A 13,493-nucleotide genomic window follows, 5' to 3' on the forward strand; every position below is an offset into this window, starting at 1 on the left:
CATGACCGACTTCCATACCATTGAAATCGAGCGCAGTGCAGGTGGTGTCGCCACTCTATGGCTGAACCGCCCGCAAAAAAACAACGCGTTCAATGCCGAAATGATTGCCGAGCTGATCCAGTCGCTGCGCCAGCTCTGCGCAGATGAACACCTGCGCTTTCTGTTGCTTCGCGGACGTGGTCAACACTTTTCCGCCGGAGCAGACCTTTCCTGGATGCGGGAATCCGCTGGGTTGGATTACGCGTCCAACCTGAGGGACGCTCACGAATTGGGAGAGCTGATGCACTGCTTGCATCAATTCCCCGTACCGACCTTAGCTGTGGTGCAAGGAGCCGCGTTCGGCGGCGCATTGGGCTTGATCGCTTGTTGCGACATGGCTATCGGAACCGAAGACGCCCAGTTTAGCCTGTCAGAGGTACGGATTGGCCTGGCCCCGGCGGTGATAAGCCCCTTCGTAGTTCAATCTATCGGTGCGCGTGCGACACGACGCTATGCACTCACAGCAGAGCGATTCAGCGGCAAGCGTGCCCAGGCCATGGGTCTGCTTTCTGAATGTTATCCAGCCGAGGCGCTCGATGGCGCTGCGGTGGAATGGGTCGGCAAACTGCTGCAAAACAGTCCTCAGGCCATGCGTATTACCAAGGCACTGCTTGCAGATGTAGGAACCGGCGCCCTTAGCGAGGCCCTGCGCGAGCGCACCGAGCATGCGATCGCCAGCATTCGGGTCAGCCAAGAGGGACAAGAAGGCTTAGGAGCTTTCTTGGAAAAGCGTAAGCCAGCCTGGCAGGAGCAGCAGCCATGATGCAGAAAACGATCAACACTTTGCTGGTAGCCAACCGCGGCGAGATCGCCTGCCGTGTGATGCGCACCGCCAAGGCCATGGGCCTGACCACCGTGGCCGTGCACAGCGCCGTCGACCGTGATGCGCGCCATGCCCGTGAAGCCGATATTCGTATCGATCTCGGTGGCGCCAAGCCTGCCGAAAGCTATCTGGTGATCGACAAGCTGATCGCTGCCGCCAAGGCCAGCGGTGCCCAGGCGATTCATCCCGGCTACGGCTTCCTCTCCGAAAACGCGGATTTTGCCCGCGCCATTGAAGACGCCGGACTTCTCTTCCTCGGCCCGCCCGCTTCCGCCATCGACGCAATGGGCAGCAAGTCAGCCGCCAAGGCGCTGATGGAGGAAGCCGGCGTGCCGCTGGTGCCGGGCTACCACGGTGAAGCGCAGGATGTGGAAACCTTCCGCGTCGCGGCGGAACGGATCGGCTATCCGGTACTGCTCAAGGCCACCGCCGGCGGTGGCGGCAAAGGAATGAAGGTTGTCGAGCGCGAAGCGGATCTGGCCGAGGCGTTGCAATCTGCACAGCGCGAGGCGCAGTCGTCATTTGGCGACTCGCGCATGCTGGTGGAAAAATACGTGCTCCAGCCGCGTCACGTCGAAATTCAGGTATTCGCTGACGGATGCGGCAAGTGCCTGTATCTGAACGAGCGCGACTGTTCGATCCAGCGACGCCATCAGAAGGTCGTCGAGGAAGCGCCCGCGCCGGGCCTCTCCTCCGAACTGCGCCGAGCCATGGGCGAAGCGGCAGTCAAGGCGGCGCAGGCCATTGGATACGTCGGTGCAGGCACCGTGGAGTTTCTGCTCGATGCGCGTGGAGAGTTCTTCTTCATGGAGATGAACACTCGCCTGCAGGTCGAGCACCCGGTCACCGAAGCTATTACTGGTCTCGATCTGGTGGCCTGGCAGATCCGCGTCGCCCGGGGCGAGCCGCTGCCGATCACCCAAGAGCAGGTACCGCTGATCGGTCACGCCATCGAGGTGCGGCTGTATGCGGAGGACCCGGACAACGATTTCCTTCCCGCCACCGGCACCCTGGACCTGTACCACGAGGCCACCTCAGGCCCCGGTCGTCGCGTCGACAGCGGCGTAGCCGAAGGCGACACGGTTTCCCCCTTTTACGACCCGATGCTCGGCAAGCTGATCGCCTGGGGCGAGAATCGCGAGGAAGCACGCCTGCGTCTGCTGGCCATGCTGGACGAAACCTCGGTCGGTGGTGTGCGCACCAACCTTGCCTTCCTGCGCCGAGTGGTCGGTCATCCGGCCTTCGCCGCGGCCGAACTGGACACCGGCTTCATTCCGCGCCATGAAGCCGAGCTGCTGCGCAAACCGGGCGAGTTGCCCGACGCATTCTGGCAGCTGGCGGCAGCGCTTTATGTCCAGACCGAGCCGGCGGATGTTCGGGACGACGACGCCCATTCTCCCTGGGCGAGCCGGGCTGGTCTGCGTTTCGGCATGCCCTCTCAGGTGGGCGTGCATCTCGTTTGCGGCGGCGAGAACCGGCTGTTGCGCATCGATGCGCAACTCCAGGCAACAACACTACGCAAACCCAAGGCGATTCGGCAGGACCGGACGCTCTACCTAGAGTGGGACGGCGAACTGCAGACCGTAACGGCGTTCGACGCGATCGCCGAGGTCGAAGCCAGCCACCAGCACCACGGCGGCCTAACCGCGCCCATGAACGGAAGCATCGTGCGGGTGCTGGTCGAGCCCGGGCAGAACGTCGAGGCTGGCACCGTGCTGATCGTACTAGAAGCAATGAAAATGGAGCACAGCATTCGTGCACAGCAAGCCGGCGTGGTGAAAAGCCTGTTTTGCGCCGAAGGCGACATGGTTAACGACGGCGCAGTGTTGCTGGAGATCGACGAAGGCTGAAGGCGAGGCAACCGTAGAGGGTGCTGGGTGTGGTTCCGCTCTTGCCCGCCAGCAACATAGGTGGGCTCAAGGCACCCTACGAGTGAGCGCCGCACCAACTTCATATACGGAAAAGTGCACCCAGCGTCCGGTCACGTAAATGTTGGGTCGCTAGAAAAAACAAACTGGCGTATAGGCCCGACGTATATGACCCCGTTTACGCCGCACTTTGCCCCTCTCGGAGAACGCTATGCCCCTGCCCAAACACGTCCGATTAGTCGAAGTTGGCCCCCGCGATGGTTTGCAGAACGAGAAGCAGCCAATCAGCGTCGCCGACAAGGTCCAGCTAGTAAACGACCTCAGCGCCGCGGGCCTTCAGTACATTGAGGTGGGCAGTTTCGTGTCGCCCAAATGGGTCCCGCAGATGGCTGGGTCCGCCGAGGTTTTTGCTCAGATCCAGCGCAAACCCGGCGTCACCTATGCGGCCCTGACGCCCAACCTTAAAGGGCTCGAGGCAGCCATCGAAGCTGGGGTCCGCGAGGTTGCGGTATTCGGAGCCGCGTCCGAGGCGTTTTCGCAAAAAAACATCAACTGCTCCATCGACGAAAGCCTGGCGCGCTTCGTTCCGCTGATGGAAAGCGCTCGCGCAAACGGCATCCGGGTGCGTGGCTATGTGTCGTGCGTGCTGGGATGCCCGTACGAAGGCGATATCGACCTCAAGCACGTCTCCAAGGTGGCGCGCGAATTGGTCGCGATGGGCTGCTACGAGGTCTCGCTCGGCGACACCATTGGTACCGGTACGCCCGGCAAGACCCGCCAACTGATTGATGTCGTCGCCCGCGAGGTGCCACGCGACAAACTCGCCGGACACTTCCACGACACATACGGCCAGGCGATGGCGAACATTTATGCCAGTCTGCTTGAGGGCATCAGCGTCTTCGACAGCTCGGTTGCGGGATTAGGTGGTTGCCCCTATGCCAAGGGGGCCAGCGGCAACGTCGCCAGCGAGGATGTTTTGTACATGCTGAACGGATTGGGCATCGCCACGGATGTCAGTCTAGACGCCGTCATCGAAGCCGGGCACAACATCAGCCGTTTGCTGGGAAGACGAAATGGCTCACGCGTCGCACAGTCCCGCAACGGCACGTCGGGCAGCCTCAATTGATAGCTATCTAGTCCGCGGTCTCCCCGAATCCCGGCACTAGTGCGAACAGCAAGCGCTTAAATGATAGAGGTGTTTCTGTGAAGCGCGTCAGCGGTCCGAGTTCCTGAGATAGAGATTGAAGTGCAGTGTAACGACGGGAACTATGCAAACGGAGATTACAGTGGCCTACGAAACCAAACGCACTGTCTTTCCATTATCTGCCAGGTCGACAGCCGAACGAGTTCGCGCGATAGCTTTGAATATGTTTGTTGACCAAGGATTTGAAAGGGTAAGCGTTCGTGATCTGGCCGCGGCGATCAACCTCCACGCCGGGTCCCTTTACAATCATATAGAAAGCAAACAATCGTTACTTTTTGATCTGATTGAGGAACATGAGGCAGGCCTGTTAGCGACCATAAGTAATTGCAGGGGATGCCGCCGCGCTCCCTCTGCAATGCTTTCCGATTACATTGACGCTTACGTCCGTTTCCAACTGAATAACCCCAAAACCGCCGCTTTGGCACGCCTGGAGTTACGCAGCCTAAGCAATGATCAGAGAAGTCTCATCGCAGATATCCGCTCCCACTACCAGCGGCAGCTGGTAGACATAATCTCTAGATTCAATAAACCTAACGACGCTAATAACCTTGTCGCCAGCATAGTCGTACCTTGCGTCACGGAAATGCTGAATGGTTTGGCAAGCGCTGTTCCAAATTCTCCTGAAGTTTATTCAGCTCGCCGCTCCATTGAGCGTATCCAAACCCTGCTCGCTGAAGCTCTAACACGCTATTCGCCGGAACAAGCGCCTCAAAATAGCCATACTGCACATCCGAAAGGAGCTAATACCTGGATGCGTCGGTAAGCTCCTGACCCTTCACTCATATAACCCTGACGACAAGTAATCAGCTCATTGGTCGAATAGGCCTGACCATACGTCGCGACTAGCTGCTATTTTACGAGCAGCTTTCACGATAGGCTGTTTTCGGCTGAAAGTGCGTCAAAACAATTTCGCGCAGGCACAGCCGCCAGAATTGGCTCAAATTTTATGTCGCTACGCAAAATCTCGGTCTGCTGAACAGCCAAGCGTTGGCAGATTTGACGTACGATCAGAAACGCTAGGGAGACGTTTGCATTTTACACAGCCTCGACCATTAGCAGATCCGCCAAGTGTCTGCTGAATTGGCCCACTTCGGCAGACACTTGAGCAGCCTTCGCGAGCCTAAATCACTGGGTTGTCTACTCGGACATATCTGGCTGAGCGGCAACATGGCGATACAGTGTCTGGAAATACAACCAACCAATGTAATCGCCAGCGTGCTCAAGGCTGTATTTAGCCGTCCAAGCGGTCATCGGTTGTGGTTGGTCTCCCCCATCCAAGAGACGTTTTTCAGCAGGCCTACGTACGCCGCAAATCACCGCGCAGAAACCTTCCACAACTGATCGACTCGCATCGTGAAGCTCTGGCTCATAAGTTCGCGACGCATACCCCAGGCGTGCATTGCTGGCACTACCGGGTCCCGCCCCCATTTGGCATTGATCGAATCCAGAACGGCCATCACGCGCTGCGAAGCGGCCGCCTGGCTGGGCGCGAACAGCAGCGCCACAATGGGCGTGCGAATCAGTTGGCGCGGAACAACCGCTCGAAACCGCAGTAGATGCTGTTGGAGTCAATCAGAGCGAAAACATGCTCAGCCACAGTTGCGCAAGGTTCGGTTACATCCGGAAGCGATTGACCGTCCCGTTCAGCTTCACCGCTAGGCGCGACAGTTCCTGCGTTGCGACGCTGGTCTGCTGGGCGCCGGCAGAAGTCTGAAGCGAGAGGTCGCGGATGCTGACCAGGTTGCGGTCGATCTCCCGCGCGACCTGCGCCTGCTCTTCTGAGGCGCTGGCAATCACTAAGTTGCGCTCGTTGATGCCGGCCACCGCATCGGCGATCTCGGCCAGTGCAACCCCAGCGGTGTAGGCTTTCTCAAGCGTACCCTGGGCGCGCGACGCCGTTTGCTGCAACGCATCAACGGTAAGGCCCGTCCCCTGCTTGATGCTGCCGATCATCGACTCGATTTCGCGCGTGGATTCGCCCGTTCGCTTGGCCAGGCCGCGGACTTCATCGGCGACCACGGCGAAGCCGCGACCGGCGTCCCCGGCGCGGGCTGCTTCGATAGCTGCATTGAGTGCGAGCAGGTTGGTCTGTTCGGCGACCGAGCGGATCACGTCCAGCACGCGGGTGATGTTGTGCGTTTGTTCAGCCAGATCGCCGGCACGCGCAGAGGCACCGACAACATCGTCGGCCAGCGCCTGGATCGCGGCGATCGCCTCGTCCAGCTGGCGACGTCCCTTTTGTGCCGATTCACTGGACGCTTGCGACGCCTCGGAGGTGGACACCGCGTTGCTCGCCACTTCTTCGACGGCGCAGGTCATCTGGTTGACGGCCGTCGCGGCCTGTTCGATCTGCTCGTTCTGCCGATGCAGCCCTTCGGTACTGTCGAGCATGACCGCGGTCATCTCTTCGGCAGAGGTGCTCAGCACATTCGCCGAATCATTGATCTGCCCGATGATGGCGCGCAGGTTAGCCTGCATGTCGCGCAGCGAAGCGAGCAATTGCGTGGCCTCGTCGTCGCCATCGACCGGCACCGTGTGGGTCAGGTCGCCATGCGCGATCTGGTTGGCAACGGCCACTGCCTGGCGCATCGGCCGAACGATGCTCGCTGTCAGCACCAGGGCCAGTGCGACCGTCGCGACCAGAGCCAGCATGATTACCGCTACGATGATGATCCGGGCTTTTTCATAAACGGCAGTCGCGGCCTGGACGGCGTGATGCGCCCCTTCCCCGTTGAACGCCCTGAGCTCCAGCAGCGCCTCGCCGAATTTCGGCCCCAGCGCGGCGAGCCGTGCGTTGACTTGCGCCATTCGCGCCTCGTCCGGCTGCCCGCCCATCAACTGCTGCCGTTCGTCCAAGGTCGAGGCGTATTGCTCGAATAATGCCTTGGCGGCCTCGAAAACGCGCCGCTCTTCGGCACCAGAGATGAGCGTCTCGTAGCGGGTCACGTGCTGGCGAATGTCCGCAATCGCGGCGGCAATCAGCCCATCGCTCTTGCGCTTTGTCTCGGCGTCCCTGAATGCCAGTTGGCGCAGCGACTCGGTGCGCACCTGTGCAAAGCTCAGCGCCATGTCGTCCGCGGCCACCTGGCTCGGCATCCAGTCGGAATCGATTTCGCTGCCGGCGGCACGAATCGCCGCCATCTGCATCAGACTGAACAGCCCGAGCAGGGTGAGCAGCATTGCGACGAGAGTAAAAAACAGCAGCGTGCGATGCGAGATCTTCAGTGTGCGCAGCATGATGGCCTCGAAAAAAGAACGCACGGCGATACCGAGCTTTCCTATTTTATCTGCCGCAGGCCTTTGAACTTGAGCCAGACGACCCGCAAAAAGAAAAACCGAGCATATCGATTAGCGGCTCTAGAAATACGCCGATAGAAGTAAAGCCATCCTCTCAGGCGTACTCTCAAGAGTCGGAAACGCTCTGATTCGCAAGACGTTCGCGGCTGGCAAGGGACTTGCCAAAAAACCAAACCACCATCGCGATAAGAGCCGGAAGCAGTATCCCGAGCGCCATGGGCAGGGTGCTATCGCTAATGGCGGCAGCCACCATGGCGGAGCAGACGAAGGCGACCCCAAACTGCATGGCGCCGACCAGTGCGGAGCCTACGCCGGACTGCCCTCGTGCAGCCTCCATGGCTATGGAGGTTCCGTTCGCACTCAGCAGCCCTACCATGGCGATCGAGAACCAGAGCGGGATGATCTGTACCCAGAATTCCCGAGACCCCGAAACCAGCAACAGCACGATACTAATCGCAACAAACAGCGGCAGCGCCACGCTGATTATCGTCTTGACCGCCAGCCTGACGAGCAGGCGATTGTTAACTAAGGATGCGACGACTAAACCAAGTGCGACGAAACCAAAGGCGATCCCGTATTCGATTTCACCGAGGCCAAACACCCCCTGGAATACGCTCGACGAGGCCGTGATGAAAGAGAACATTGCGGCCTGCACGAGAGCGCTGACGAGCGCCGGGACAAGGAATTGGCGGGAAGAAAGCAACGTCCAGTAATCGCCGAACACCCGATAGAGCGGGGTCTTCAGCCGCTTAGAAGCGGGCAAGGTTTCAGGAAGCAACGTAAAAGCCAGCACAAGTGCGAGCGCGCCGATTGCAAGCATCGTGACGAAGACTGCCTTCCAGCCAAGCTGTGTAACTAGCACACCGCCAACAAGCGGAGAAACAACAGGCCCGAGTGTCATCAGCATAATCAACAGGGTCATGGTTCGTGCTGCCGCGGTGCCTTGATAGAGATCGGACACGACTGCCCGACCGACAACCATGCCCCCACACGCACCAAGCGCCTGGACGAAACGAAGGCTGATGAACACTGTGGCTGAGTCAGTCAAAAGTAATAGCACCGTGGCGAGGCAGAACAGTCCTGCACCGGCCAAAAGCGGTCCTTTACGTCCGTATCGGTCGATCAGCGGGCCAAACACCAACTGACCGACGCAAAGCCCGAGGAAGAAAACCGACAGAGACATTTCCAATGCCCCGTCCGGAGCGTTCAGATAGGTCTGAATATCACCGAAGGCTGACAGATACATGTCTGTGGCCAATGGCGGGAAAATCGACAAAACCGACAACACCAAGACGATTCTCAGTGCGCTCGACCCTTGAGGCGAAGCTGATGTCTCGCTCATTCGTTCTATGCACCTTTTCGGATAAGTAACCAAGTTGCCTGCGAGCAGTTTACCTTTCTGGAAAGGTAGAATCCTCCGCGCTAGGATTGTTCCATGCCAGAGACCACGCGAAAGACTGTTACCTCACTGGAACGCGCGACCATCAACTGGCCCGACGCGTCTCTGCGACAAATGACTGCGACCGTCGCCGTGCAGCGCTTGGCCCGTCTACTCGAGCGGATCGCTGCCGAGGCGCTTGCTCCGCTCGACCTCACCCCCGCTTCGTTCGAAGTCCTTGCCGCCCTGCGGGTTCAGCCTGCGCCGCACCAGCTGACGCCGACGGATCTTTACGAGGCGATGCTGATCTCCTCCGGAGGACTTACCAAACTGGTGAAGACTCTTGAGCGGCGCGGGCTCGTCACGCGACCTTTCAGCGACGACGACCGACGATCGCGGCCGATCGCGCTCACCGCAGAAGGCCGGGCGCTGGCAGAGCACGCCATGTTGGCGGTACAGACAGCGGAGAAACCGCTGCATCTTGCAATGGAACATGCCTGGCCAGCCGCGGCGGGCGACATGGCACGCGGGTTGGCCGAACTTGCCGACGCCGCCGATGAGGCGGTGAAGCCGGCGAAAGGCAGGCAGCGTTTCGAAGCGCCAAAAAACGTGGCTCCAGACGGAACGTCAGGGCGCACTACCCCAATCTGACGCAGTTCAATCACGATGACCCTGGGTCATTCACATCGGAAAAAGGGCAACACTCATGAATCTAAGGAAACTCGTCATCATGGCCGCCTTGCCGTTCGCCACACTGGCGCCTGTGCTGGTCGGAGGCAGCGTTGCACAAGCTGCACCCGTCGCCATTCCCAAGGGCGGACCGTCCGTTCAAGTAGCGGGCCTCACGCCAGCGCTCGCCAATCAGAAGTACGCCAGCGCATCCAGTACACAGACCCTCGATATCTATACCCCAACGAGCGGCGCAGGCCCCTTCCCGTTCGTGGTCTATGCGCACCCAGGCGGGTTCCGGTTCGGCTCCAAGGACATGGCGACTGCCGCCTACGTCGAGGCGTTTCTGAAGGCCGGCTATGCCGTCGTTCCGGTCAACTATCGCCTCTCGGGGGAAGCCACCTTTCCGACGGCCGTGCAGGATGTTTTCGAGGCCATCGCCTATCTCAAGGCCAATGCCGCCAAGTATGCGCTCGACCCCGACGCCTTCGTGATGTTCGGAGAGTCCGCAGGCGCGAACCTCGCCTCGCTCGTCGGCACGGCCTACGACGCGCCGCTGTTTCGCAAGACCCTGGCGGACGGCTCGGTCGATCTGCGGCCAGAAAAGGTTATTGCGCTCTACCCGCCGGTGGACATGGGGCAGATCGACGCCATGCTCAAGCAGCAAGGTTGCCCGGCGAGCGCGATCAATCATGGGCAGGCCGGCAGTTTTGAATCGCGGTACCTCGGGGCTGCGGTGGCCCATTCGCCGGACCTCGTCGCGCAGGCCAACCCGGTTACCTACGCCAGCGCCGGGGACCCGCCCTTTTTTATCGAGAGCGGCAGCGCCGACTGCAACGTGGGGGCAGGACAGGGCAAGCTTCTTGCGCAGGCCCTTGAAAAGGCTGGCGTATCGGCGACCTATCACCTGCTCGACGGTGCAGGACATGGCGGCCTACCGTTCGAAGCCGAAGACAACGTCGCCCGGATGCTGGGCTTCCTCAAGGGCAACTAGGCAACGGCCTGGCCTGCCCGTGAGGCCAGGTTTGGTTTGGATGGACGAAGGCCTGTCAGGCGAAACGATGCCGTTCTGTCGATAGGCCTTGCCAACAGCCCCCAGGACCTGTGCGCCGCCGTGCGGGCGGCGTCACGACCGGCCGTGAGATCGACCTCAGCCGCTCAGGCTGCTGCGCACGCGCCCGAGCAGGTCGATCAAGGCTTGCTGCTCCTCCTCGGACAGGTCCTGCACGGCGACCTTGTTGAGCTGCTGCGCCTGCTGGCGCAGCGCCTTGTGCACGGCCTCTCCTTGCGCTGTCAGGCGCAGGCGAACGCTGCGGCGGTCCGTCTCGTCGACCTCGCCGAACAGTAGCTCCCTGTCGCGCAACTCCTTGATAAGACGCGCCAGCTGCGCCTTGTCGCGCCCGGAACGCTGTACCAGCTCGCGCAGGGTCGCGCCCGGATGAGCGGCGAAGAAGCCCAACACCTTGTTCGCCATGTGGCTCAGATCATGCGGGCCGCCGCGCAACGCACGGTACTGCCGGGCACGGTACAGGTGCATGATGGTATGGATGGATTCGAATACGGCTTCGGCTAATCGGTCGGTCATAAGGTTGACTTTATCAACTATGTGTTTTTATGATCGTTGATATTATCAACCAGCGCCTTCGAGGCCCAGCGATGACTACATCCCCCTCCCTCCAACGTCGCGTCCAGCGGGTGCGCCATGAACTGCGCCGCCGCGAGGTGCGAGTCAGCCGTGTCGAGCCGCTCGACGATGCGTTCATGAGCATTACCTTCCACGGCGAAGACCTGGCCGACTTCCTGTCCGCCTCGTTCGACGATCACATCAAATTTATCTTCGAGGACGGCGACGGCAATCCGGTGCGCCGCGACTACACCCCGCGTCGGTTCGAGCAGGCCAAGCGAGAGCTGACCATCGAGTTCGCACTGCACGGCGACGGTGCCGCCTCGACCTGGGCCAAGCGTGCCGCCATCGGCCTGCCCGCGCTCATCGGCGGCCCGCGTGGTTCGATGATCATTCCTATGGACTACGACTGGCATCTGCTGATCGGCGACGCCACCGCACTGCCCGCCATCTCCCGACGACTGGAAGAGCTGCCGGCAGGCTGCCGGGTGCAGGCCCTGCTGCTCGCGCATAACGCTGCAGACCGCCGCGCCTTGCCGACTGCCGCTGACCTGGACGCGCAGTGGTTCGAGTCCGGCGATGAGTTGCTCGCGGCTGTCGCGGCGTTGCAGTTGCCTGCCGGCGAGGGCTTCGCCTGGGCCGCTGGCGAGGCCTCACTGATGAAGGGCATCCGTCGCCTGCTGGTCAACACGCACGGGCAGGCCAAGGAGGCCATGCGCGTCGCGGCCTACTGGCGTCACGGCGCCGAAGGGTTCCATGAAGAACTGACCGAGCAAGACGACAACGCAGCGCAGTGACCCAGAGGAGTTATCGATGAACCGTCTTGCCCTTTTGCTCGGCTTGCTGCTGAGCACAACCGGCGTCAGCCTGACGAGCCATGCCGCACCCGCCGCCCTTGCTGCGGTAACACCGAAGACCAGCTGCGAGTCGCTGCGCGACATCGACCTGAGCGGCATTGGTGGCGCCGGGAGCCAGGTGCTGACGGCTGCCACCACCCAACACAACGAGCACGACGTTTGCGCCGTGGAAGGCCGGCTGGCGCCGAGCATCGGGTTCCAGGTGCTGCTGCCGCTGGAAGGCTGGACCCAGCGCTACCTGCAGGTCGGCTGCGGCGGCCTGTGCGGGCGCATCAGCCTGCAGGTTGGCGCCGCGGATGGCTGCGTGCCGCTGGAGGCTGGCGAATTCGTGCTCGCCTCGACCGACATGGGCCATCAGGACCAGGACGGGCGTTTTGGTCGAGACACGCAACAACGTGCCGACTTCGCCCACCGTGGCGTGCACCTGACCGCTCAGGCTGCGCAGGCCTTGATCCAGGCATTCTATGGGCAGGCGCCGGCTTATCGCTATTTCACTGGCTGTTCCGATGGTGGCCGGGAGGCGCTGATGGAAGCGCAGCGCTATCCGGACGACTTCGATGGCATCATCGCTGGCGCGGCCGCGCTCAATTTCCAGGTGCAGAACGGCATGTATCACGCCTGGCAGGCCCGCGCGAACACCGGCGCCGATGGCAAGGCCATTCTGCTGGCCGAACACCTGCCGGTACTGCACAGGGCCGTGCTGGAGCAGTGCGACGCCCTTGATGGCCAGAAGGACGCGCTGTTGGCCGATCCCCGCGCCTGCGATTTCGATCCCACCGTCGTGCGCTGTGTCGAGGGTCAGGCCACCGAACACTGCCTGACGCCTGCCGAGGTCGAAGTCGCCCGGCGTCTTTACGATGGGCCGCGTGATCCCGACAGCGGCGAGCGCCTGACTGTCGGCGGGCCGCTGCCCGGCTCGGAACTCGCGTGGGCCGGGGTCTTCGTGCCCAGAGATGCAGACCAGCCGCTGTTCAGCGAGAAGATCGCGCTGGGCGCCCTGACCAACCTGGTGTTCGAACAGCCGCCCGAGGCCGGCTTCAGCCTCTCCGACATGCGCTTCGATACGGCCACCTTCGACCGCCTGCGTACACGCCACGCACTGTTCGACGCCACCAACCCGGACCTGTCCCGCTTCGCTGCCTCGGGCGGCAAGCTGATCATCTGGCACGGTTGGTCCGACCCGCACATCTCGCCGCTCAACAGCGTCGCCTACTACGAGGCCCTGCAGGCTCAGATGGGCAAGGAGCGGGCCGATGCGTTCAGCCGCCTGTACCTGCTGCCCGGTGTCTACCACTGCTCCGGTGGCGACGGCCCGAGCCAGCTTGACCTGCTGACGCCAATGCTGGCCTGGGTGGAGAGCGGCACTGCGCCTGATGCGATCGTCGCGCGGCAACCCGAGGCCGGCCGGGGCCCCAGCGGGTTCGGTGCACCAACCGCACCGCCCGCCGACCGTGCCGGTGCCGGTGCCGGTGCCGGTGCCGGTGCCGAGCAGAACGCTCGTCCCCCGCGTGGCCCGATGCCCATGCCCGCACTGTTCGATGACGCGCAGGCCAAGGCCAACGCCGGGCGCACCCGCCCTGTCTTCCCCTACCCAGAGGTTGCCCGCTACTCCGGCCAGGGTGATCCGAAGCAGGCCGGCAGCTATATTCCCGCCGCGCCATTGATCGAACCCGAGCCGGTGCTATGGCGAGGCCAGGATTTCTTCAAACCCTATAGCCCGCTGACCGAGTGACA

General features: G+C 61.6%; 11 protein-coding genes and 1 pseudogene. 8 read left to right on the top strand and 4 right to left on the bottom strand.

Annotated features, from left to right (window positions below):
* Position 1 precedes the first annotated feature (1 nt).
* From M1D78_RS10520 to M1D78_RS10535, 4 genes are all read left to right on the top strand, one after another.
* Complete coding sequence (locus M1D78_RS10520; protein WP_437419316.1) at positions 2 to 802, top strand: gamma-carboxygeranoyl-CoA hydratase; 801 nt, start codon at positions 2 to 4, stop codon at positions 800 to 802.
* Positions 802 to 2,712 carry an acetyl/propionyl/methylcrotonyl-CoA carboxylase subunit alpha gene (locus M1D78_RS10525; RefSeq protein ID WP_437420348.1) on the top strand — a complete coding sequence of 637 codons (1,911 nt, stop codon included), beginning with the start codon at positions 802 to 804 and terminating at the stop codon, positions 2,710 to 2,712. Before M1D78_RS10520 ends, M1D78_RS10525 begins: the two co-directional genes overlap by 1 nt.
* A 229-nt stretch (positions 2,713 to 2,941) precedes the next feature.
* Positions 2,942 to 3,856, top strand: coding sequence for a hydroxymethylglutaryl-CoA lyase (locus M1D78_RS10530; RefSeq protein ID WP_437419315.1), 915 nt, complete (start codon positions 2,942 to 2,944; stop codon positions 3,854 to 3,856).
* Positions 3,857 to 4,016: 160 nt separating this feature from the next.
* A complete protein-coding gene (locus tag M1D78_RS10535) occupies positions 4,017 to 4,697 on the top strand; it encodes a TetR/AcrR family transcriptional regulator (RefSeq protein ID WP_437419314.1) in 681 nt (226 codons plus the stop codon).
* A 550-nt stretch (positions 4,698 to 5,247) separates the two neighbouring features.
* On the opposite strand, the pseudogene M1D78_RS10540 reads toward M1D78_RS10535, so the two are convergent.
* The 3 genes and pseudogenes from M1D78_RS10540 to M1D78_RS10550 all read right to left on the bottom strand — a co-directional run.
* A pseudogene (locus tag M1D78_RS10540) lies at positions 5,248 to 5,430 on the bottom strand (DUF4113 domain-containing protein); the annotation flags it as partial.
* 118 nt (positions 5,431 to 5,548) lie between these two features.
* On the bottom strand, positions 5,549 to 7,171 hold the full coding sequence (locus tag M1D78_RS10545) for a methyl-accepting chemotaxis protein (protein ID WP_437419313.1): 1,623 nt from the start codon (positions 7,169 to 7,171) through the stop codon (positions 5,549 to 5,551).
* A 166-nt stretch (positions 7,172 to 7,337) separates the two neighbouring features.
* On the bottom strand, positions 7,338 to 8,573 hold the full coding sequence (locus tag M1D78_RS10550; RefSeq protein ID WP_437419312.1) for a multidrug effflux MFS transporter: 1,236 nt from the start codon (positions 8,571 to 8,573) through the stop codon (positions 7,338 to 7,340).
* A 189-nt stretch (positions 8,574 to 8,762) separates the two neighbouring features.
* Between M1D78_RS10550 and M1D78_RS10555 the strand changes: the two genes are divergently transcribed.
* Positions 8,763 to 9,260, top strand: coding sequence for a MarR family winged helix-turn-helix transcriptional regulator (locus M1D78_RS10555; RefSeq protein WP_437419311.1), 498 nt, complete (start codon positions 8,763 to 8,765; stop codon positions 9,258 to 9,260).
* 79 nt (positions 9,261 to 9,339) lie between these two features.
* Positions 9,340 to 10,272, top strand: a complete 933-nt coding sequence (locus tag M1D78_RS10560) for an alpha/beta hydrolase fold domain-containing protein (RefSeq protein ID WP_437419310.1) — start codon at positions 9,340 to 9,342, stop codon at positions 10,270 to 10,272.
* 156 nt (positions 10,273 to 10,428) lie between these two features.
* Here M1D78_RS10560 and M1D78_RS10565 read toward each other — a convergent pair whose 3' ends face one another.
* Positions 10,429 to 10,863 (bottom strand): MarR family winged helix-turn-helix transcriptional regulator, encoded by a 435-nt coding sequence (locus M1D78_RS10565; protein ID WP_437419309.1) that lies wholly within the window; start codon positions 10,861 to 10,863, stop codon positions 10,429 to 10,431.
* Positions 10,864 to 10,934: 71 nt separating this feature from the next.
* Between M1D78_RS10565 and M1D78_RS10570 the strand changes: the two genes are divergently transcribed.
* Together M1D78_RS10570 and M1D78_RS10575 are read left to right on the top strand one after the other, a co-directional pair.
* Positions 10,935 to 11,699, top strand: coding sequence for a siderophore-interacting protein (locus tag M1D78_RS10570; protein WP_437419308.1), 765 nt, complete (start codon positions 10,935 to 10,937; stop codon positions 11,697 to 11,699).
* 16 nt (positions 11,700 to 11,715) lie between these two features.
* Positions 11,716 to 13,491 carry a tannase/feruloyl esterase family alpha/beta hydrolase gene (locus M1D78_RS10575; protein ID WP_437419307.1) on the top strand — a complete coding sequence of 592 codons (1,776 nt, stop codon included), beginning with the start codon at positions 11,716 to 11,718 and terminating at the stop codon, positions 13,489 to 13,491.
* The last annotated feature ends 2 nt before the right edge of the window (positions 13,492 to 13,493 follow it).

The organism is Pseudomonas sp. SA195, assembly GCF_054131565.1.

Bases quoted from the DNA above. Each gene is read 5' to 3' on its own strand.
- M1D78_RS10520 (WP_437419316.1), top strand. From the start codon at position 2: ATGACCGACTTCCATACCATTGAAATCGAGCGCAGTGCAGGTGGTGTC.
- M1D78_RS10525 (WP_437420348.1), top strand. From the start codon at position 802: ATGCAGAAAACGATCAACACTTTGCTGGTAGCCAACCGCGGCGAGATC.
- M1D78_RS10530 (WP_437419315.1), top strand. From the start codon at position 2,942: ATGCCCCTGCCCAAACACGTCCGATTAGTCGAAGTTGGCCCCCGCGAT.
- M1D78_RS10545 (WP_437419313.1), bottom strand. From the start codon at position 7,171: ATGCTGCGCACACTGAAGATCTCGCATCGCACGCTGCTGTTTTTTACT.
- M1D78_RS10550 (WP_437419312.1), bottom strand. From the start codon at position 8,573: ATGAGCGAGACATCAGCTTCGCCTCAAGGGTCGAGCGCACTGAGAATC.
- M1D78_RS10560 (WP_437419310.1), top strand. From the start codon at position 9,340: ATGGCCGCCTTGCCGTTCGCCACACTGGCGCCTGTGCTGGTCGGAGGC.
- M1D78_RS10565 (WP_437419309.1), bottom strand. From the start codon at position 10,863: ATGACCGACCGATTAGCCGAAGCCGTATTCGAATCCATCCATACCATC.
- M1D78_RS10570 (WP_437419308.1), top strand. From the start codon at position 10,935: ATGACTACATCCCCCTCCCTCCAACGTCGCGTCCAGCGGGTGCGCCAT.
- M1D78_RS10575 (WP_437419307.1), top strand. From the start codon at position 11,716: ATGAACCGTCTTGCCCTTTTGCTCGGCTTGCTGCTGAGCACAACCGGC.